19 protein-coding genes are annotated in these 21,603 nt (G+C 52.7%); 11 read left to right on the forward strand and 8 right to left on the reverse strand.

Going from position 1 to position 21,603, the window contains the following annotated elements; genetic code table 11:
* Positions 1-59: 59 nt before the first annotated feature.
* Genes qseG through glnB form a run of 3 tightly spaced genes read left to right on the forward strand, consistent with a single transcriptional unit; the run spans position 60 to position 2,496 of the window.
* The gene (gene qseG / locus AACU19_RS00185; protein WP_105277911.1) at positions 60-773 is read left to right on the forward strand and encodes a two-component system QseEF-associated lipoprotein QseG; all 714 of its coding nucleotides are present in this window, start codon (positions 60-62) and stop codon (positions 771-773) included.
* On the forward strand, positions 763-2,097 hold the full coding sequence (glrR, locus tag AACU19_RS00190; RefSeq protein WP_012599921.1) for a two-component system response regulator GlrR: 1,335 nt from the start codon (positions 763-765) through the stop codon (positions 2,095-2,097). Before qseG ends, glrR begins: the two co-directional genes overlap by 11 nt.
* A gap of 60 nt (positions 2,098-2,157) precedes the next feature.
* A complete protein-coding gene (gene glnB / locus AACU19_RS00195; protein ID WP_000717691.1) occupies positions 2,158-2,496 on the forward strand; it encodes a nitrogen regulatory protein P-II in 339 nt (112 codons plus the stop codon).
* A 43-nt stretch (positions 2,497-2,539) separates the two neighbouring features.
* Here the strand turns inward: glnB and hmpA are convergent, their stop codons facing one another.
* A complete protein-coding gene (gene hmpA, locus AACU19_RS00200) occupies positions 2,540-3,730 on the reverse strand; it encodes an NO-inducible flavohemoprotein (RefSeq protein ID WP_105277912.1) in 1,191 nt (396 codons plus the stop codon).
* Between the two features lie 327 nt (positions 3,731-4,057).
* Between hmpA and glyA the strand changes: the two genes are divergently transcribed.
* A complete protein-coding gene (glyA, locus tag AACU19_RS00205) occupies positions 4,058-5,311 on the forward strand; it encodes a serine hydroxymethyltransferase (RefSeq protein WP_000919159.1) in 1,254 nt (417 codons plus the stop codon).
* A gap of 197 nt (positions 5,312-5,508) precedes the next feature.
* Here glyA and AACU19_RS00215 read toward each other — a convergent pair whose 3' ends face one another.
* A complete protein-coding gene (locus tag AACU19_RS00215) occupies positions 5,509-6,702 on the reverse strand; it encodes an ROK family protein (protein ID WP_105277913.1) in 1,194 nt (397 codons plus the stop codon).
* Between the two features lie 117 nt (positions 6,703-6,819).
* Here AACU19_RS00215 and AACU19_RS00220 point away from each other — a divergent pair, with 117 nt between their 5' ends.
* The 6 genes from AACU19_RS00220 to AACU19_RS00245 all read left to right on the forward strand — a co-directional run bounded on the left by AACU19_RS00220 (position 6,820) and on the right by AACU19_RS00245 (position 15,749).
* Positions 6,820-10,101 (forward strand): DUF5107 domain-containing protein, encoded by a 3,282-nt coding sequence (locus AACU19_RS00220; protein WP_105277914.1) that lies wholly within the window; start codon positions 6,820-6,822, stop codon positions 10,099-10,101.
* 96 nt (positions 10,102-10,197) lie between these two features.
* A complete protein-coding gene (locus tag AACU19_RS00225) occupies positions 10,198-11,181 on the forward strand; it encodes a substrate-binding domain-containing protein (protein ID WP_001124916.1) in 984 nt (327 codons plus the stop codon).
* A gap of 22 nt (positions 11,182-11,203) precedes the next feature.
* Positions 11,204-12,715 carry a sugar ABC transporter ATP-binding protein gene (locus AACU19_RS00230; protein ID WP_088541194.1) on the forward strand — a complete coding sequence of 504 codons (1,512 nt, stop codon included), beginning with the start codon at positions 11,204-11,206 and terminating at the stop codon, positions 12,713-12,715.
* Positions 12,716-12,739: 24 nt separating this feature from the next.
* Complete coding sequence (locus tag AACU19_RS00235; RefSeq protein ID WP_105277915.1) at positions 12,740-13,738, forward strand: ABC transporter permease; 999 nt, start codon at positions 12,740-12,742, stop codon at positions 13,736-13,738.
* Positions 13,739-13,770: 32 nt separating this feature from the next.
* A complete protein-coding gene (locus AACU19_RS00240; RefSeq protein WP_198599074.1) occupies positions 13,771-14,865 on the forward strand; it encodes a zinc-dependent alcohol dehydrogenase family protein in 1,095 nt (364 codons plus the stop codon).
* Positions 14,866-14,876: 11 nt separating this feature from the next.
* The gene (locus tag AACU19_RS00245; protein ID WP_105277916.1) at positions 14,877-15,749 is read left to right on the forward strand and encodes an aldose 1-epimerase; all 873 of its coding nucleotides are present in this window, start codon (positions 14,877-14,879) and stop codon (positions 15,747-15,749) included.
* 46 nt (positions 15,750-15,795) lie between these two features.
* On the opposite strand, the gene AACU19_RS00250 is transcribed toward AACU19_RS00245, so the two are convergent.
* The 6 genes from AACU19_RS00250 to hcaE form a co-directional block, all read right to left on the reverse strand.
* Positions 15,796-16,218, reverse strand: coding sequence for a DoxX family protein (locus tag AACU19_RS00250; RefSeq protein WP_001094726.1), 423 nt, complete (start codon positions 16,216-16,218; stop codon positions 15,796-15,798).
* Between the two features lie 96 nt (positions 16,219-16,314).
* Complete coding sequence (gene hcaD, locus AACU19_RS00255) at positions 16,315-17,517, reverse strand: phenylpropionate dioxygenase ferredoxin reductase subunit (protein WP_105277917.1); 1,203 nt, start codon at positions 17,515-17,517, stop codon at positions 16,315-16,317.
* 9 nt (positions 17,518-17,526) lie between these two features.
* Positions 17,527-18,339 (reverse strand): 3-phenylpropionate-dihydrodiol/cinnamic acid-dihydrodiol dehydrogenase, encoded by an 813-nt coding sequence (gene hcaB / locus AACU19_RS00260; protein ID WP_001281377.1) that lies wholly within the window; start codon positions 18,337-18,339, stop codon positions 17,527-17,529.
* The gene (locus AACU19_RS00265; RefSeq protein ID WP_001080102.1) at positions 18,336-18,656 is read right to left on the reverse strand and encodes a bifunctional 3-phenylpropionate/cinnamic acid dioxygenase ferredoxin subunit; all 321 of its coding nucleotides are present in this window, start codon (positions 18,654-18,656) and stop codon (positions 18,336-18,338) included. Before AACU19_RS00265 ends, hcaB begins: the two co-directional genes overlap by 4 nt.
* The gene (gene hcaF / locus AACU19_RS00270; RefSeq protein ID WP_001276084.1) at positions 18,656-19,174 is read right to left on the reverse strand and encodes a 3-phenylpropionate/cinnamic acid dioxygenase subunit beta; all 519 of its coding nucleotides are present in this window, start codon (positions 19,172-19,174) and stop codon (positions 18,656-18,658) included. The genes AACU19_RS00265 and hcaF overlap by 1 nt, the downstream gene beginning before the upstream one ends.
* Positions 19,171-20,532 carry a 3-phenylpropionate/cinnamic acid dioxygenase subunit alpha gene (gene hcaE / locus AACU19_RS00275; RefSeq protein ID WP_000211172.1) on the reverse strand — a complete coding sequence of 454 codons (1,362 nt, stop codon included), beginning with the start codon at positions 20,530-20,532 and terminating at the stop codon, positions 19,171-19,173. Before hcaE ends, hcaF begins: the two co-directional genes overlap by 4 nt.
* A 135-nt stretch (positions 20,533-20,667) precedes the next feature.
* Here hcaE and hcaR point away from each other — a divergent pair, with 135 nt between their 5' ends.
* On the forward strand, positions 20,668-21,558 hold the full coding sequence (hcaR, locus tag AACU19_RS00280) for a DNA-binding transcriptional regulator HcaR (RefSeq protein WP_105277918.1): 891 nt from the start codon (positions 20,668-20,670) through the stop codon (positions 21,556-21,558).
* The last annotated feature ends 45 nt before the right edge of the window (positions 21,559-21,603 follow it).

Raw genomic sequence — 21,603 nt, forward strand, 5'->3', positions numbered from 1 at the left:
CATGTCCAAACTGCCTGCAACAATTACGCCCACTGGGATAGGTTTTAAGTCTGGTGAATATGCGACACATTTTTCAACGATTATTGCCCCGACGGCTATGGCTGGCAGGGCTGCCATGTCTGGCATTGCTGGGTTGCGTGCAGAGTCACAATAAGCCAGCTATTGATACGCCAGCAGAAGAAAAAATTCCGGTTTATCAACTGGCTGACTATCTTTCTACTGAATGCAGCGACATCTGGGCACTGCAAGGTAAGTCAACCGAAACCAATCCGCTTTACTGGCTGCGGGCGATGGATTGTGCTGATCGTTTAATGCCTGCGCAGTCGCGTCAGCAAGCCCGCCAATATGACGACGGCAGCTGGCAAAATACCTTCAAACAAGGGATTTTGCTCGCCGACGCCAAAATTACGCCTTATGAGCGCCGCCAGCTGGTCGCGCGCATTGATGCGTTAAGTACCGAGATCCCGGCACAGGTTCGCCCACTGTATCAACTCTGGCGCGACGGTCAGGCGCTGCAACTGCAACTGGCGGAAGAGCGCCAACGCTACAGCAAACTCCAGCAGTCCAGCGACAGCGAACTGGATACTTTGCGCCAGCAACATCACGTTCTACAGCAGCAACTGGAGCTCACCACCCGCAAGCTGGAAAATCTGACCGATATTGAACGTCAGCTCTCGACCCGCAAACCGGCTGGCAATTTCTCGCCGGATACGCCGCACGAGAGTGAAAATCCCGCGCCATCTACCCATGAGGTCACTCCTGATGAGCCATAAGCCTGCGCATTTATTACTGGTCGATGACGATCCTGGATTGCTGAAACTGCTTGGCTTGCGTCTGACCAGCGAAGGCTACAGCGTGGTCACGGCAGAAAGTGGAGCTGAAGGATTGCGGGTACTGAATCGCGAAAAAGTAGATTTAGTCATCAGCGACCTGCGGATGGATGAAATGGACGGTATGCAGTTGTTTGCCGAAATCCAGAAAGTGCAGCCGGGAATGCCGGTAATTATTCTTACCGCCCATGGTTCCATTCCCGATGCGGTTGCCGCGACACAGCAGGGCGTGTTCAGTTTCCTCACCAAGCCTGTCGATAAAGACGCGCTGTATCAGGCAATTGACGATGCTCTGGAGCAATCAGCTCCCACTACCGACGAACGCTGGCGCGAGGCGATTGTCACTCGTAGTCCGTTAATGTTGCGCTTGTTGGAACAGGCGAGGCTGGTGGCGCAGTCAGATGTTAGCGTTTTGATTAACGGTCAGAGCGGTACCGGGAAAGAGATTTTTGCCCAGGCGATCCACAACGCCAGCCCGCGCAACAGCAAGCCGTTTATTGCTATTAACTGTGGCGCATTGCCCGAGCAATTACTGGAGTCCGAGCTGTTTGGTCATGCGCGTGGCGCGTTTACTGGCGCTGTCAGCAATCGCGAAGGTTTATTCCAGGCGGCGGAAGGCGGTACGCTGTTTCTCGATGAGATTGGCGACATGCCCGCACCGTTGCAGGTCAAACTGCTACGCGTGTTGCAGGAGCGCAAAGTGCGCCCGCTGGGCAGCAACCGCGATATTGATATCGACGTGCGGATTATTTCCGCCACTCACCGTGACCTGCCAAAGGCGATGGCGCGCGGGGAATTCCGTGAAGATCTCTACTATCGCCTCAACGTTGTCAGTCTGAAAATCCCGGCATTGGCGGAGCGCACAGAAGACATTCCGCTACTGGCAAACCACTTATTGCGCCAGGCGGCAGAGCGACATAAACCGTTTGTCCGCGCATTCTCCACCGATGCAATGAAACGACTGATGACCGCGAGCTGGCCGGGCAACGTGCGCCAGTTGGTCAACGTGATTGAACAGTGCGTGGCGCTGACATCATCTCCGGTAATTAGTGATGCGTTAGTCGAGCAGGCGCTGGAGGGCGAAAATACGGCTCTGCCAACATTTGTCGAAGCGCGTAATCAGTTTGAACTCAACTACTTGCGTAAGCTGCTGCAAATCACCAAAGGTAATGTCACCCACGCGGCGAGAATGGCGGGGCGCAACCGGACAGAATTTTATAAACTGCTTTCCCGACACGAGCTGGATGCAAACGATTTCAAGGAATGAATCGGCGTAATGTGTTACGTTTAGCAGATCAAAAGACAGGCGACCTTTTCAAGGAATAGCATGAAAAAGATTGATGCGATTATTAAACCCTTCAAGCTGGACGATGTCCGCGAAGCACTGGCTGAAGTCGGCATTACCGGCATGACGGTCACCGAGGTGAAAGGTTTTGGCCGCCAGAAAGGCCATACCGAGCTGTATCGCGGCGCGGAGTATATGGTGGATTTTCTGCCGAAAGTGAAAATTGAGATTGTCGTGCCGGACGACATTGTCGATATCTGCGTAGATACGATTATTCGCACGGCGCAAACCGGCAAAATCGGTGACGGTAAAATTTTCGTCTTTGACGTGGCGCGGGTTATTCGTATCCGTACCGGTGAAGAGGATGACGCGGCAATTTAAACCGCGTCAGGGTTGCCGGATGTCTCCATCCGGCAACCTCAAATCACAGCACTTTATGCGGGCCAAAGCATTCGTAATGAATGTTTTCCTGTTTCACACCCAGGTCCACTAACTGTTTCGCGGCAAACTGCATGAAGCCAACCGGGCCGCAGAGATAGAACTGCATTGTCGGATCGCTGAACGCACCTTCCAGTTTGCTCAAATCCATCAGACCTTCACTATCAAACTGACCTTTAGCGCGATCGGCTTTGCTCGGCTGACGATACCAGGTGTGCGCGGTAAAGCGTGGCAGTGCTTGCCCCAGTTCCTTAACTTCATCGGCAAAGGCATGAACATCGCCATTTTCTGCCGCATGGAACCAGTTTACCTGAGCGCTATGACCTGCTTTTGCCAGCGTGTCGAGCATTGCCAGCATTGGTGTTTGACCGACACCGGCAGAGATTAACGTCACTGGTGTGTCATCTGCGACAGCCATAAAGAAATCACCTGCCGGAGCGACCAGTTTCACAACATCGCCAACGTTGGCGTGATTGTGCAGCCAGTTGGATACCTGCCCACCCTCTTCGCGTTTCACCGCAATACGATAGCCTTTGCCATCAGGTTTACGGGTCAAAGAGTACTGACGAATCTCCTGATGCGGGAAACCTTCCGGTTTCAACCAGACGCCGAGATATTGCCCCGGACGGTATTCCGCCACTGCACCGCCGTCCACCGGCTCAAGTTCGAAGCTGGTGATCAATGCGCTGCGCGGTGTTTTAGCCACAATGCGGAAATCGCGAGTACCTTCCCAGCCACCGGCTTTGCTGGCGTTTTCGTTATAGATTTCCGCCTCGCGATTGATAAATACATTAGCCAGTACGCCATAGGCTTTACCCCACGCGTCCAGCACTTCCTGGCCCGGGCTGAACATTTCGTCCAGCGTCGCCAACAGGTGTTCGCCGACGATGTTGTACTGTTCCGGTTTGATCTGGAAACTGGTGTGCTTCTGCGCGATTTTTTCAACCGCTGGCAGCAGCGCAGGCAGGTTTTCGATATTGCTGGCGTAGGCGGCAATGGCGTTAAACAAGGCTTCACGTTGATCGCCATTACGCTGGTTACTCATGTTAAAAATTTCTTTGAGTTCTGGGTTATGAGTAAACATACGGTCGTAGAAATGGGCGGTTAACTTTGGCCCTGTTTCCACCAGTAAAGGGATGGTGGCTTTTACTGTAGCGATGGTTTGAGCGTCAAGCATATGGTCTTCCTTTTTTTGCATCTTAATTGATGTATCTCAAATGCATCTTATAAAAAATAGCCCTGCAATGTAAATGGTTCTTTGGTGTTTTTCATGAGGAATGTGATGAAGTGAAAAATTTGCATCACAAACCTGAAAAGAAATCCGTTTACGGTTGCAAGCTCTTTATTCTCCAAAGCCTTGCGCAGCCTGAAGGTAATCGTTTGCGTAAATTCCTTTGTCAAGACCTGTTATCGCACAATGATTCGGTTATACTGTTCGCCGTTGTCCAACAGGACCGCCTATAAAGGCCGAAAATTTTATTGTTAGCTGAGTCAGGAGATGCGGATGTTAAAGCGTGAAATGAACATTGCCGATTATGATGCCGAACTGTGGCAGGCTATGGAGCAGGAAAAAGTACGTCAGGAAGAGCACATCGAACTGATCGCCTCCGAAAACTACACCAGCCCGCGCGTAATGCAGGCGCAGGGTTCTCAGCTGACCAACAAATATGCTGAAGGTTATCCGGGCAAACGCTACTACGGCGGTTGCGAGTATGTTGATATCGTTGAACAACTGGCGATCGATCGCGCGAAAGAACTGTTCGGCGCTGACTACGCTAACGTCCAGCCGCACTCCGGCTCCCAGGCGAACTTTGCGGTCTACACCGCGCTGCTGGAACCCGGCGACACCGTTCTGGGTATGAACCTGGCACATGGCGGTCACCTGACTCACGGTTCTCCGGTTAACTTCTCCGGTAAACTGTACAACATCGTTCCTTACGGTATTGATGCTACCGGTCATATCGACTACGCCGATCTGGAAAAACAAGCCAAAGAACACAAGCCGAAAATGATCATCGGTGGCTTCTCTGCATATTCCGGCGTGGTTGACTGGGCGAAAATGCGTGAAATCGCTGACAGCATCGGTGCTTACCTGTTCGTTGATATGGCGCACGTTGCGGGACTGGTCGCTGCTGGCGTCTACCCGAACCCGGTTCCTCATGCTCACGTAGTGACTACCACCACTCACAAAACCCTGGCGGGTCCGCGCGGCGGCCTGATCCTGGCGAAAGGCGGTAGCGAAGAACTGTACAAAAAACTGAACTCTGCCGTTTTCCCTGGTGGTCAGGGCGGCCCGTTGATGCACGTAATCGCTGGTAAAGCGGTTGCTCTGAAAGAAGCGATGGAACCTGAGTTCAAAACTTACCAACAGCAGGTCGCGAAAAACGCTAAAGCGATGGTAGAAGTATTCCTGGAGCGCGGCTACAAAGTGGTTTCCGGCGGTACTGATAACCACCTGTTCCTGGTTGATCTGGTTGATAAAAACCTGACCGGTAAAGAAGCTGACGCCGCTCTGGGCCGTGCTAACATCACCGTCAACAAAAACAGCGTACCGAACGATCCGAAGAGCCCGTTTGTGACTTCCGGTATTCGTGTAGGTACTCCAGCGATTACCCGTCGTGGCTTTAAAGAAGCCGAAGCGAAAGAACTGGCTGGCTGGATGTGTGACGTGCTGGACAGCATCAATGATGAAGCGGTTATCGAGCGCATCAAAGGCAAAGTTCTCGATATCTGCGCACGTTACCCGGTTTACGCATAAGCGAAACGGTGATTTGCTGACAATGTGCTCGTTGTTCATGCCGGATGCGGCGTGAACGCCTTATCAGGCCTACAAATTCTTGCAAATTCAATATATTGCAATCTCCGTGTAGGCCTGATAAGCGTAGCGCATCAGGCAATTTTTCGTTTGTGATCATCAAGGCTTTCTTCGGGAAGCCTTGTTACGTTATCGCGCCATCAAATCTGTCGTAACTGCGCCTCAACATACAAATAGCCAATCCCCAGCACCTGTTGTGCGCGGCTTAATTGCCCAAAGCCAATTTGCGTCGCTTTCACGCTCGGTCCTTCGTCACGGTCGAACGGGTTAAATCCTGTTAGGCGAATAATGGAATTAAGCCAGTTCTCACCAAAGGCGCAGCTGCGACCGTACAGCCAAATCTGATTAATATTGAGGATATTGAGGAAGTTATACAGACTCAAACCAATGGCGTTGGCACTGCGGTCAACCCAGCTGGTGATCCACGGTTCTCCACTCTGCCAGGCAGCGATTAACTGCGCGGTAGTCAGTTTTTCAGGATCAAGCTGAGTATTAACCGGTTGTGATTTTAGCCATACCCGCGCCTGTTTTTTTAATGCGCTTAACGAGGCGACGGTTTCCAGGCAGCCATAACGTCCACAGTCGCAGGCGACGCCATCCGGATTAACGATGGTGTGACCAATCTGTCCGCTACCATACAAACTGCCGCGATAAATTTGCTCGTTAATCACGAACGACGAGCCAATACCGTAATCAACGTTGATCACGCAGAAATCCCGTCCTTGCGAATTATTTTGCCATTTCTCCGCCAGCGCCAGCATCACGCAGTCATTATCGACCATCACCCGAATGCCCAGCTTCTCTTCCAGCAGATACTTCACCTCAACCGGCGTTGTCCACGGCGCTTGCGGCATGGTTTGCGACACGCCAGTCACTGGATCAACCTGACCGTGGATAGCCAGCGCCAGGTTGATGGTACGGTCTGGCCACAGTTTACGATGACGATGCCAGCATTTTTCGATTTCGGACAACAGAGCCTGCGGTGTCGGTGCATCAATCTGAAAATACTCAAATTCGCCTTTCGGACTTAAACAGGCATTAGCGACCTGACACTCAATGCTGGTGGGCGTCACGTTCAGGCACAGCGTCCAGTCACCTTCCGGCGCGATCAGCCATGTACCGCTACTGTGCCCGCGCGTCTGGCTTTCATCGTCGATATTCACCACCCGCTTTTCGCTTTCCAGTTCCTGCAAAATATTACTGACCGCCGGAATTGAAATTTGCGCCAGCCGGGCCAGCGTTGATTTATTGGCGCGCTTTTGCCGGTACAGCAGTTCCAGAATCACGCATTTGTTATGGTGGCGGATCTGTTGATTGTTAATGCAGGCTCTCATATTCACTAAACCTTGTTTAGTTAATTGCGTGATTATTCCGCGAAAACATTGCCAGATTGTTCAATACACTGCCACAAATCTTTTAATTCAGTATGTCTTGTTAATATTGAGGGCACCATGACTCCAGTAAAAGTGTGGCAAGAGCGCGTTGAGATCCCGACTTATGAAACCGGGCCGCAGGATATACACCCTATGTTCCTGGAAAATCGCGTTTATCAGGGATCGTCCGGCGCGGTTTATCCCTACGGCGTGACCGATACGCTGAGCGAGCAGAAAGTCCTGAAATCCTGGCAAGCGGTGTGGCTGGAAAACGACTATATCAAAGTGATGATCCTGCCGGAGTTGGGCGGTCGGGTGCATCGCGCTTGGGATAAAGTGAAACAGCGCGATTTTGTCTATCACAATGAGGTGATTAAACCGGCGCTGGTAGGGCTATTGGGGCCGTGGATTTCGGGCGGGATTGAGTTTAACTGGCCACAACACCATCGCCCAACCACCTTTATGCCCGTTGATTTCACCATCGAAGCCCATGAAGACGGCGCACAAACTGTGTGGGTTGGCGAAACGGAGCCGATGCACGGTTTACAGGTGATGACCGGTTTCACACTACGCCCTGACCGGGCCGCACTGGAGATTGCCAGCCGCGTCTATAACGGCAATGCCACGCCGCGTCATTTCTTGTGGTGGGCTAACCCGGCAGTGAAAGGTGGCGAAGGGCATCAGAGCGTTTTCCCGCCGGATGTAACGGCGGTGTTTGATCACGGCAAACGGGCCGTCTCCGCTTTCCCCATCGCCACCGGCACTTACTACAAAGTGGACTACTCCGCCGGAGTGGACATTTCTCGCTATAAAAATGTGCCCGTTCCAACCTCATATATGGCTGAAAAATCACAGTACGATTTTGTTGGCGCGTGGTGTCACGATGAAGATGGTGGTTTGCTACACGTTGCCAACCACCATATCGCGCCAGGTAAAAAACAGTGGAGCTGGGGACACAGTGAATTTGGCCAGGCGTGGGATAAGAGCCTGACTGACAATAACGGCCCGTATATCGAACTGATGACCGGTATTTTTGCCGATAACCAGCCTGATTTTACCTGGCTTGATGCTTACGAAGAGAAGCGTTTCGAGCAGTATTTCCTGCCTTATCATTCTCTGGGCATGGTGCAAAACGCCTCCCGCGATGCGGTGATTAAACTCCAGCGTAGCGAGCGGGGGATTGAGTGGGGGCTGTATGCCATCTCCCCGTTGAAAGGATGCCGCCTGGCGATCCGCGAAATCGGCAAATGCAACGCGTTGCTCGACGATGCCGTGGCTCTGACGCCAGCGACCGCCATACAGGGCGTGTTGCATGGTATCAATCCTGACAGACTAACCATTGAACTCTCCGATGCTGACGGCAATATCGTACTGAGTTATCAGGAACATCAGCCGCAAGAGTTGCCGTTGCCGGACGTCGCCAAAGCGCCACTGGCAGCACAAGAGATTACCAGTACAGATGAAGCCTGGTTTATCGGTCAGCATCTGGAGCAATATCATCATGCCAGCCGTTCCCCCTTCGATTACTACCTGCGCGGCGTGGCGCTGGACCCACTGGATTATCGCTGTAACCTGGCGTTGGCGATGCTGGAATATAACCGCGCCGACTTCCCGCAAACGGTGGCGTATGCCACTCAGGCGCTGAAACGCGCACATGCGTTGAACAAAAACCCGCAGTGCGGACAGGCGAGTTTAATTCGCGCCAGTGCTTACGAACGTCAGGGGCGATATCAACAAGCCGAAGAGGATTTCTGGCGTGCGGTCTGGAGCGGCAACAGTAAAGCCGGTGGCTATTATGGTCTGGCACGGCTGGCGGCGCGTAATGGTAACTTCGACGCGGGGCTGGATTTTTGCCAACAAAGTCTTCGCGCCTGCCCAACCAATCAGGAAGTGCTTTGCCTGCATAACCTGCTGCTGGTGTTAAGTGGTCGTCAGGACAACGCGCGTTTGCAGCGAGAGAAGTTGCTGCGTGATTATCCGCTGAACGCCACTCTGTGGTGGCTGAACTGGTTCGATGGTTGTAGCGAATCTGCCCTCGTACAGTGGCGAGGTCTGTGTCAGGGACGCGACGTTAACGCCCTGATGACCGCCGGGCAACTGATTAACTGGGGCATGCCCGCTCTGGCGGCAGAGATGCTGAACGCACTGGACTGTCAGCGCACGCTACCGCTTTACCTGCAAGCCAGTTTGCTGCCAAAAGCTGAACGCGGAGAACTGGTCGCAAAAGCTATTGATGTCTTCTCGCAGTTTGTCCGTTTCCCTAATACGCTGGAAGAAGTGGCGGCGCTGGAGAGTATCGAAGAGTGCTGGTTTGCCCGGCATTTACTGGCCTGTTTCTACTACAACAAACGCAGCTACGGCAAAGCCATTGCCTTATGGCAACGTTGCGTTGAGATGTCGCCGGAGTTTGCCGACGGATGGCGTGGGCTGGCAATCCATGCGTGGAATAAGCAGCATGATTATGAACTGGCTGCGCGTTATCTTGATAATGCTTATCAACTTGCGCCGCAGGATGCACGTTTGCTATTCGAACGGGATTTGCTGGATAAGTTAACCGGTGCTGCACCAGAAAAACGTCTGGCGCGTCTGGAAGCTAATCTGGAAATCGCCCTGAAGCGTGATGACATGACCGCAGAATTGCTCAATTTGTGGCATCTCACTGGTCAGGCCGACAAAGCGGCAGAGATTCTCGCCACGCGTAAATTCCATCCGTGGGAAGGCGGAGAAGGGAAAGTCACCAGTCAGTTTATCCTCAACCAGTTGTTACGCGCCTGGCAATACCTTGATGCCAGACAACCGCAGCAGGCCAGCGAACTGCTTCATGCCGCGCTGCACTATCCGGAGAATTTAAGCGAAGGCCGTTTACCGGGGCAAACTGACAACGACATCTGGTTCTGGCAGGCGATATGTGCCAAAGCCCAGGGCGATGAAACTGCAGCGACGCGTTGTTTACGTCTGGCGGCGACGGGTGATCGCACTATTAACATCCACAGTTATTACAACGATCAACCGGTTGATTATCTCTTCTGGCAAGGGATGGCGCTGCGATTACTGGGCGAACAACAAACCGCACAGCAACTGTTTATTGAAATGAAACAGTGGGCGCAAGAGATGGCGAAAACCAGTATCGAAGCGGATTTCTTTGCCGTCTCGCAACCTGACTTGTTATCGCTGTATGGCGATTTACAACAGCAACATAAAGAAAAATGTCTGATGGTGGCGATGCTGGCGGCTGCGGGATTAGGCGAGATTGCGCAATACGAATCTGCTCGCGCTGAATTGACGGCGATTAATCCAGCCTGGCCGAAAGCGGCATTATTTACCACCGTGATGCCTTTTATTTTTAGCTACGTTCACTAAACACTATTAACTGTAATATTTGAGCGGCACGCGCTGCCGCTCACGCTCAAATAATTAAAATAAGCCGTTGTAAATAAAAACCCTACAGGATGCACTATGCCTAAAAAAATGAGAACAACCCGTAATCTATTATTAATGGCTACGCTATTAGGTAGCACACTATTTGCCAACGCTGCGGAAAAAGAAATGACCATTGGTGCAATATACCTTGATACCCAGGGATATTACGCTGGAGTGCGCCAGGGCGTTCAGGATGCGGCAAAAGATTCTTCAGTACAGGTACAGTTAATTGAAACTAACGCCCAGGGCGATATTTCGAAAGAAAGTACCTTTGTTGATACCCTCGTGGCGCGTAATGTCGATGCCATTATTTTGTCGGCAGTGTCTGAAAATGGCAGTAGCCGCACCGTTCGCCGCGCCAGTGAGGCGGGTATTCCGGTGATTTGCTACAACACCTGTATTAATCAAAAGGGTGTCGATAAATATGTCTCGGCATATCTGGTTGGCGATCCGCTGGAATTTGGTAAAAAACTGGGTAACGCTGCCGCCGATTATTTTATTGCCAACAAAATTGACCAGCCGAAAATTGCTGTCATCAATTGCGAAGCCTTTGAAGTTTGTGTGCAACGACGTAAAGGGTTTGAAGAAGTATTAAAAGCCCGCGTTCCCGGCGCGAAAATTGTCGCTAATCAGGAAGGGACTGTTTTAGATAAAGCGATTTCTGTTGGTGAAAAACTGATTATCTCCACGCCAGATCTCAACGCCATTATGGGGGAATCGGGTGGAGCGACACTCGGCGCGGTAAAAGCGGTACGTAATCAAAATCAGGCTGGAAAAATTGCCGTTTTCGGTTCAGATATGACCACTGAAATTGCTCAGGAACTGGAAAATAACCAGGTGCTGAAAGCGGTAGTGGATATTTCCGGTAAGAAAATGGGCAATGCTGTTTTCGCGCAAACATTGAAGGTTATCAATAAACAAGCCGACGGTGAAAAAGTGATTCAGGTGCCAATCGATCTCTATACCAAAACGGAAGACGGTAAACAGTGGCTGGCAACGCACGTTGATGGTCTGCCCTAATCGCTGATTCGCAGAGGTCCCTATGTTCACGGCAACAGAGGCAGTTCCGGTAGCAAAAGTGGTGGCAGGAAATAAGCGTTACCCCGGTGTCGTTGCGCTGGATAACGTTAACTTCACGCTCAATAAAGGCGAAGTTCGCGCGCTGTTAGGTAAAAACGGTGCGGGAAAATCGACCCTCATTCGAATGCTTACCGGTAGCGAACGTCCGGATAGCGGTGATATCTGGATTGGCGAGACGCGACTGGAAGGCGACGAAGCTACGCTGACTCGCCGTGCCGCTGAACTGGGGGTACGCGCGGTTTATCAGGAATTAAGTCTGGTGGAGGGGCTGACGGTGGCGGAAAACCTCTGCCTTGGTCAATGGCCCCGCCGCAACGGCATGATTGATTACCCGCAAATGGCGCAGGATGCCCGACGTTGTTTACAGGCGCTGGGCGTCGATGTTAGCCCTGAACAACTTGTTTCGACACTAAGCCCGGCGCAAAAGCAACTGGTGGAAATTGCGCGGGTGATGAAAGGCGAACCGCGCGTGGTCATCCTTGATGAACCGACCAGCTCGCTTGCCAGTACGGAAGTTGAACTGGTAATCAGCGCCGTGAAAAAAATGTCAGCACTGGGCGTGGCGGTGATTTATGTCAGCCACCGGATGGAAGAAATTCGCCGCATTGCCTCCTGTGCCACCGTTATGCGCGATGGTCAGGTGGCGGGCGATGTGATGCTCGAAAACACCTCAACCCGTCATATTGTGTCGCTGATGCTCGGGCGCGATCACGTTGATCTTGCACCGGTTGTAGCTCAGGAGATTGCGGACCAGACCGTACTGGAAGTTCGCGCGTTACGCCACAGACCAAAACTTACGGAGATCAGTTTTTCCCTGCGTCGTGGCGAAGTGCTCGGCATTGCTGGCCTGCTGGGGGCAGGGCGCAGTGAATTGCTGAAGGCGATTGTTGGGCTGGAGACGTATGAACAGGGCGAAATTGTTATCAACGGCGAGAAAATCACGCGCCCCGATTACGGCGAGATGCTGAAACGCGGCATTGGCTATACGCCAGAAAACCGCAAAGAAGCGGGGATCATTCCCTGGCTGGGCGTTGACGAAAATACGGTACTGACCAATCGGCAAAAAATCAGCGCCAACGGTGTGCTGCAATGGTCCACCATCCGCCGCCTGACCGAAGAGGTGATGCAGCGGATGACGGTCAAGGCAGCCAGTAGCGAAACGCCTATTGGCACGCTTTCTGGCGGCAATCAGCAAAAAGTGGTGATCGGTCGTTGGGTCTATGCCGCCAGCCAGATTTTATTGCTCGACGAGCCAACGCGCGGCGTCGATATCGAAGCCAAACAGCAGATTTACCGTATTGTCCGCGAGCTGGCTGCCGAAGGGAAAAGCGTGGTGTTTATCTCCAGTGAAGTAGAGGAGTTGCCGCTGGTGTGCGACCGCATCCTGTTATTACAGCACGGTACGTTCTCGCAGGAGTTTCACTCGCCGGTCAATGTGGATGAGCTGATGTCCGCCATTCTGTCTGTGCACTGATGAATTTTACCGAGGAACCTGAAGATGTCTGCTTCGTCATTATCATTGCCGCAGGGCAAGAGCGTCTCGCTCAAACAATTTGTCAGTCGCCATATTAATGAGATTGGTTTGCTGGTGGTAATCGCCATTCTTTATCTGGTCTTCTCCCTGAACGCACCGGGCTTTATCTCATTGAATAACCAAATGAACGTGCTGCGCGATGCTGCCAGCATCGGGATCGCCGCCTGGGCAATGACGCTGATTATTATCTCCGGTGAAATTGATGTCAGCGTTGGACCAATGGTGGCTTTTGTCTCGGTGTGCCTGGCATTTTTGCTGCAATTTGACGTTCCGCTGGCGATTGCTTGTCTGCTGGTGTTGCTGTTAGGCGCGCTGATGGGGACGCTGGCGGGCGTGCTGCGCGGCGTGTTTAACGTGCCCAGTTTCGTTGCCACGCTGGGGCTGTGGAGCGCCCTGCGCGGAATGGGGCTGTTTATGACTAACGCCCTGCCAGTGCCGATTGACGAAAACGAGGTACTGGACTGGCTGGGGGGACAATTTCTCGGTGTGCCAGTATCCGCGCTGATCATGATGGTGTTGTTTGCGCTGTTTGTGTTCATCAGCCGCAAAACCGCCTTCGGGCGCTCGGTTTTTGCCGTTGGCGGTAATGCCACGGCAGCGCAGTTGTGCGGTATCAACGTTCGTCGGGTGCGCATTCTTATTTTTACCCTTTCGGGATTATTAGCGGCGGTGACCGGCATTTTGCTGGCAGCTCGCCTCGGTTCTGGTAACGCAGGTGCGGCAAACGGTCTGGAGTTTGACGTCATCGCTGCGGTCGTGGTCGGCGGTACGGCACTTTCCGGCGGTCGCGGTTCCTTGTTCGGTACGTTGCTTGGTGTGCTGGTGATTACGCTAATCGGTAACGGTCTGGTGTTGCTCGGGATTAACTCTTTTTTCCAGCAGGTGGTGCGCGGCGTCATCATCGTGGTGGCGGTTCTGGCGAATATCTTGCTGACCCAGCGAAGCAGTAAAGCGAAACGCTAAACCTTAACGCCCCTGGCGCGGGTGCGGCAGGGATGAAAATTAATCGTATTGTTAATGAGGGAATTATGAAAACGATGCTGGCAGCTTATTTACCAGGAAATTCGACCGTCGATCTGCGGGAAGTTGCGGTGCCGACACCGGGGATTAACCAGGTACTGATTAAAATGAAATCCTCCGGGATTTGCGGAAGCGATGTCCACTATATCTATCATCAACACCGTGCCACGGCGGCGGTGCCCGATAAACCGTTATACCAGGGATTTATCAACGGTCATGAACCGTGCGGGCAAATTGTGGCGATGGGGCAAGGTTGTCGCCATTTTAAAGAGGGCGACCGCGTGCTGGTGTATCACATTTCTGGCTGTGGTTTTTGCCCGAACTGCCGTCGCGGTTTTCCTATCTCTTGTACTGGCGAAGGAAAAGCCGCTTACGGCTGGCAGCGTGACGGCGGTCATGCCGAATACCTGCTGGCGGAAGAAAAAGATCTGATCCTCCTGCCGGACGCGCTGAGCTATGAAGATGGTGCGTTTATCAGTTGCGGCGTTGGTACAGCGTATGAAGGGATTTTGCGCGGCGAAGTTTCCGGCAGTGATAACGTGCTAGTGGTCGGTCTGGGGCCGGTCGGCATGATGGCGATGATGCTGGCGAAAGGTCGCGGTGCAAAAAGGATCATCGGCGTTGATATGCTGCCGGAACGTCTGGCGATGGCAAAACAGTTAGGGGTGATGGATCACGGCTATTTAGCAACGACCGAAGGTCTGCCGCAGATTATCGCCGAACTCACCCACGGTGGCGCGGATGTTGCGCTCGATTGTTCCGGTAATGCCGCAGGTCGCTTACTGGCGTTGCAATCCACTGCTGACTGGGGACGGGTGGTTTACATCGGGGAAACCGGAAAAGTGGAGTTCGAGGTTAGCGCTGATCTGATGCATCATCAACGGCGGATTATTGGCTCCTGGGTGACCAGTCTGTTCCATATGGAAAAATGCGCCCACGATTTAACGGACTGGAAACTGTGGCCGCGTAATGCCATTACCCATCGCTTCTCACTGGAACAGGCAGGAGATGCCTATGCGCTGATGGCGAGCGGTAAATGCGGGAAAGTTGTGATTAACTTCCCGGATTAAGGAGTCAGCGGATGACCATCTATACCTTATCTCACGGGCCGCTAAAGCTGGACGTTTCTGACCGGGGCGGCGTCATCGAAGGCTTCTGGCGTGACGCGACGCCGCTCTTACGTCCCGGTAAAAAAAGCGGTGTGGCAACCGATGCCTCTTGTTTTCCGCTGGTGCCGTTTGCAAACCGGGTGAGCGGCAACCATTTTGTCTGGCAGGGGCGTGAGTATCAACTGCAACCGAATATTGAATGGGATGCGCACTATCTGCACGGCGACGGCTGGCTGGGCGAGTGGCAATGTGTCTCGCGCAGCGATGAAAGCTTGTGTCTGGTATATGAACATCGCACAGGTATTTATCAGTATCGGGTAAGTCAGGCGTTTCATTTAACGGCAGATACGCTGACGGTGACGCTCTCTGTCACCAACCAAGGGACAGAGACGCTGCCATTTGGTACCGGCTGGCATCCTTATTTTCCGTTGTCACCACAAACGCGGATTCAGGCGCAGGCGAGCGGTTACTGGCTGGAGCGGGAGCAGTGGCTGGCGGGTGAGTTTTGCGAGCAGCTACCGCAGGAGCTGGATTTCAACCAGCTCGCGCCGTTGCCGCACCAGTGGGTGAACAATGGCTTTGCCGGATGGAATGGTCAGGCCCGCATTGAGCAGCCGCAGGAGGGTTATGCCATCATCATGGAAACGACGCCGCCTGCACCATGTTATTTCATCTTTGTTTCCGATCCGGCGTTTGATAAAGGATATGCGTTTGATTTCTTCTGTCTGGAACCGATGAGCCATGCGCCGGATGACCATCATCGTCCGGAAGGAGGTGACCTCATTGCGCTTGCTCCGGGGGAATCAATAACGTCAGAGATGTCGTTGCGGATTGCGTTACTGTAATTTATAAAATGCCGGATAAGGCGTTCACGCCGCATCCGGCATGTTTTTAACGCCGATCGAGAGAAATTGCCCCCGGCCCGGTAATTGCCAACAGCAGGAATGCGCCAGCGATACTGACATTCTTCCAGAAATTAATCATATTTGGCCCAACCGCATCGCCGGTCATATCCCAGTAATGGTGACCAATCACCGCCGTACCCAGCGTGTAGAAAATAAACAGCACCGCCAGCGGACGGGTGAAAAAGCCAAGTACGATTAAAATCGCGGCGGGCACTTCCATAACTACCGCAATAATCGCTGCCAGCATCGGCATTGGCGCGCCCAGCGAGGCCATATATTGGACCGTACCGTCAAAGCCCATCATTTTGGGAAAACCAAAAATAATGAAAATTAAGACCACGGCGATACGGGCAATTAATAACAAAACGGGGCGGGCAGCACCAAAATCAAAATAACGTAGTGTGTTCATAACCAATCCCTTTGCAAGATAATGTGATTTAAACGTAATACACACTCTGGTACCTCGCCACGCCCCAGGCGTTGAGATATTCGCTAATTATCCTGGTTACAGTGATTTAAGCGCGATGTCCTCATCTATCAGCAGTTTCGCATCAAACGTTTTGCCGCTCTGGATCCATTTGCGGATTGGGCGAATCTCACGGCCCTGATTCAGTGTTACCGCACCGATAAGCACGCCGTTTTGCAGATTAAACCAAATCGCCTTCTGAGTTTCCGGGTTGCCACGACAAATCCAGTCATCGCCACGCATATCGCCAATAAACTGTAAGTTATCACTGTACTGATCGCTCCAGAACCACGGCGGCGGCAGTCGCGGAAGCGGTAGCCCCAACATTGCGGCAGCGGCAATTTGCGCCTGGTTATTGGCGTTTTCCCAGCTTTCGCAGCGGTGTAGTGCACCATTATCAAGACGGGTGATTGCCACATCGCCACCGGCAAAGATCGCGGGATCGCAGGTGCGGCAAGCTTCATCAATGACAATACCATTGGCAGTATCAAGGTTGGCCTCGCGAGCCAGTTGGTCGTTGGCGCTGATACCAATACCGTAAATCACCACATCGGCCTGAAGCGTTTCGCCACTTTGCAGCGTCAGTTCTACTTTTTCACCATCGACCACATGTTCAATGGCATTATTGAGCAGAATGCTCACACCAGCCTGCTGATGGCGCTGTAAAAGATAGTGTTGCACGGGCGGTGGTGCATTACGGCCCATGACGGTTGCCGCCAGTTCAATCACTGTCACCTTACATCCATGCTGCGTGGCGCTGGCAGCCAGTTCCAGACCAATAGTTCCGGCACCGACAATCACGACTGACCGTTCGGGCTGCAGAACTTCTCGCAGTCTGGCGGCATCGCCGGCATGGCGCAGGGTAAAGCAGCGTTCTCCCAGTGCATCAAGCAATGGCAGCGGTCGGGCTGCCGCGCCGGTTGCCATAAACAGCTGATCCCAGTGCCAACTTTCGCCGTTGGTTAACACTAACTCTCTTGTGTCGCGGCCCAGCGTTTTGATGGTTACGCCAGAATGCAGATGAACATTGTTTTCCTGCCACCAGTGAGCAGGTAACACCTGCTGTAACTGCGGGGAATCTTCCAGCAACATGGATTTCGAGAGCGGGGGGCGTTCATAAGGAAGATGTTGCTCATCGGAAAACAGATGCAGCTCACCGGTGAACCCTTGCTGGCGTAGCGAGGCCGCAGCCATTGCCGCCGCTTGCCCGCCACCGACAATAATGATCGTTTTTTCTTTCATCGTGCTTCCTTAAAGATCCAGCCCAGCCGCTACGTGGCGAATGCCGCGAATCGCTAAACCCGCATCAGCGTTGATCATCACACCGCTTAATGCGCGATTATTGCGCCGCGATGCCAACATCACATACGGACCCGTAAAATCCGCCGGTTGCGGGAAAAATTGCAGCGGTAATATGGCGGCAATTTTCTCCGGCGTCAGAGACTGCATTATCGAGGTTTCACTTTGCCCGAGCGCCTGTGGGCCGCGTAGATCGCTGGCCATACCGCATGGCCCAACGCCATTCACCCGTACTTTCGGTGCCAGTTCATAGGCCAGTTGGCGAATAAGTCCGGTTGCGGCATGTTTACTGGCGGTGTACAGCGGGCCACCGCCGCCGGGATACCAGGCGGCATTTGACAGTGTGAAAATCATGCTGCCTTCACTGGCGATTAACGCCGGAGCGCAGGCTTTTGCGCCCAGCAGGTAACCGAGTACGTTGACGTTAAACAGCTCGTGGAAGCCGGTTTCGAGCGTCTCTGCGGGAGTATTAACCAGTGAGGCATTGTGATCCCAGATGCCCGCATTGCCGATAAAACAATCCAGCTTGCCAGAACGAGTCAGGATCTGATCGACCGCGCGTTGATAATCGGCATAGCAGGTCACGTTACCTTCCACCGCCAGAATATGTTCGCCAAATCGCTGACGCAGACTGGCGACTTTTGCCGCCGACAGTTCCAGCGTGGCAACCTGCGCGCCTTCTTCGATAAATCGCTCGACCAGCGCCAGTCCTAATCCCGATCCGCCACCAGTAATAAAGATGGACTCGTTATGCAGATCGCTCATGGCTGCGCCTCCGGTAAGTCGATGAAGATATCACCACCTTCAACGTGTACTGGATAAGTGGTTAGCGGATCGGTGGCGGGCAGGCATAACGCTTTCCCCGTTTTCAGGCAAAAACTGGCGGCGTGCAGTGGGCACTCTACCGTAGCATCATCTTCCAGATACCCTTCTGACATCGACGCATTACCATGACTGCAACGATCGTTAATGGCATAAAACTCGCCGCCAACGTTGAACAGGGCGATGACGGGCGAGGTATCGATCCGGAGAGCCTCACCCTCCGGCACATCCGCAACGGGACACGCATAAATTCGATTCATCAGAACAGTACACTCAGGTTATGGGACGTGATCACCGCTTGATCCAGGACGATATCCCGTTCCAGCAAGCGCCAGTTGCCATCTTCCAGACGACGAACTTTGTCAAAACGAGTCCCGACATAGAACGTTTCATCGCGCTCTTTTTGTGCCCGATAAAGCAGATAATTTACCCGAACAGCAAACACGTCTGGGGTGTCGGTTTCGCTTACCTGGCAGTTGCTGATTAAGTGACGGGTGCGCGACGGCGGCTCTTCCGCCCAGGCCATGCCCGTTTCCAGACGCGCGATTCGCCGCTCCAGCTGGTCTTTGGTGTCATTAAAAATCCAGGTTGTCGGTGGCTGAACGCCTTTGCGGCGGTCACGCGTTTGCGCGTTAACCGTGGTGCGCATGGTGTAACGAATCTCTTTGTCGAGCTGCGCCAGCCAGTCACGAAATTTCCAGTCATCCAGCAGACTGGCTTCGTGATAGAGAAACTGGCTAATGCGGTGATGTAACTCCAGTGAAACCTGCGCACTCATTTCATCACCTCCTGCTGGTATGCGGCGGTTTTATCGAGCACTTCCTGCCAGCTTTCGCTGCTCAGGAGATCGGCCCAGCGTTGATACATTCCACGGGCGGCCGTTTCTGAGAAGATATAGTTTGTAATGCCTGGAATGCCGTCGTCGCGACGTTTTTCCTGACCAAGTCCCATTTCCAGACAAAGTTTACTGTTGCGGGCGCGGTGACCTTTCAGCAATTTCTGGATTTCACACCAGTTCTCCGAGTCATCCTGCTCGAGAAAACCAGCAGGACCAAAAGCACGAGTGGCGCTGTTTTCAAAAGCGGCTTTAACTTCATCGGAGGCGGCTTTGTCAGTAATACAGAACGCCCACACTTCAACTTGATCAGGGCCGCGCGGATGCCAGACGCGGAGTGTGGCAGTGCCGTTGAGCCAGGAAAGCGTGGGGAAAATATTGTTATGACCCGCCAGGCGCAGGGCGCGAACTTCACCTAAACGTTGTTCTGCTTCGGCATAGGTTTCGCGGTAATAGCTGGAAACCGCGCCATCGACCCAGACATTAGCATCCGGTTTTTCAGTAAAGAAGAAACCGCTACCGTGACCGTCCTGACCAAATTGCAGCGCATCTTTGGCGGTTTCCCACACCGGGCGGGCGGTTTGTCCATCACCGAGACGCTTATCGCTGCCATCATCTTTCGCCCCTAATACCTGAACGGCAGAAGCATGGCTGAACAGAGCATGATACTGGTCACTGGCGAACTGCTCTGCCGGGAATTTCCAGTTGCAGTTGATCACCCACTTTTGTACGCCGCCGACAATTTCGGTACCGCCTTCGCGACGATCCAGCATGCCATCCAGATACCAGGCAATGTCACCCAGGTAATCACGCAGGCCCGGCGCGGAGGTATCCCAGTTGCCAAAAATCAGCCCCTTATAACTCTCCACACAGGGAACTTCGTTTAACCCCCAGTGGGATTTACACAGCCCTTGTGGGTAGGCGCGAGGTTCCAGCGGTACATCAATCAACTCGCCGTTAATACCATAAGACCAGCCATGATACGGGCAGGTAAAGGCGCGAGTGTTGCCGCAATCGGCATAACTCACACGCATGGCCCGGTGGCGGCATTGGTTGAGAAACGCCTTGATGCTGCCGTCTTTCTGGCGCACCACGACAACCGCATCTTCTCCCATGTAGGTGTTAAAAAAATCACCGGGTTTAGGGATCTGGCTTTCATGAGCGAGAAACAGCCAGCAACGACCGAAAATGCGCTCAAGCTCCAGTTGGTAAATATCCGGGTCGGTATAAATACGCGGAGTAACCCGACCGTTTTGGGTGTCAATCAGTTGGTAAATGTTCAAATCTGAGGGTGTGGTCATATTTTTTAATCCTGAAAGATAAGATGTATTGACCTTCTATTTTTGTGCCATAAGGATGTTGCTGGTTGGTTGCTGATATGTGAAATAGTTAATTTCTACCAACTGAGACGTTTTTTCGATAACAAGGGGAAGGTGATGGAACTACGGCATTTACGCTATTTCGTCGCAGTGGCGCAGGCACTGAACTTTACCCGTGCGGCGGAAAAACTGCATACCTCACAGCCTTCGTTAAGCAGCCAGATCCGCGATCTCGAAAACTGTGTTGGTGTTCCGCTACTGGTACGTGATAAACGTAAAGTCGCGTTGACGGCGGCGGGAGAATGTTTTCTCCAGGACGCGCAGGCAATCCTGGATCAAGCGGAAAATGCCAAACAACGGGCGCGGAAAATTGTTCAGGAAGATAAGCATTTAATCATCGGTTTTGTGCCATCGGCGGAAGTGAATTTACTGCCAAAAGTATTGCCCATGTTCCGACTGAAACAGCCAGAAACTTTGATCGAATTGGTGAGTTTAATTACCACGGAACAGGAAGAAAAAATTCGCCGTGGTGAACTGGATGTCGGCTTAATGCGCCATCCTGTCTATAGCCCGGAGATTGATTATCTGGAACTTTTTGACGAACCATTAGTGGTAGTGTTGCCGGTTGATCATCCTTTAGCACAAGAAAAAGAGATCACCGCCGCGCAGCTGGATGGCGTGAATTTCGTTAGTACCGATCCGGCGTATTCCGGTTCGCTTGCGCCGATCGTTAAGGAGTGGTTTGCGCAAGAAAACAGCCAGCCGAATATCGTCCAGGTGGCAACCAATATTCTGGTAACGATGAATTTGGTGGGGATGGGGCTTGGCGTAACTTTGATACCCGGTTATATGAATAATTTTAATACCGGGCAGGTGGTATTTCGGCCAATTGCCGGAAATGTGCCTTCCATTGCCCTACTAATGGCGTGGAAGAAAGGCGAAATGAAACCGGCATTACGCGATTTCATCGCCATTGTGCAGGAACGTTTGGCAAGCGTAACGGCATAAATACGCAATAATTTTGCAAGGTGCGTTGTGGGGCGCAGCTTTTTT

The sequence above is a fragment of the Escherichia sp. MOD1-EC4550 genome, from assembly GCF_963876935.1.
GTDB lineage: Bacteria > Pseudomonadota > Gammaproteobacteria > Enterobacterales > Enterobacteriaceae > Escherichia > Escherichia coli_F.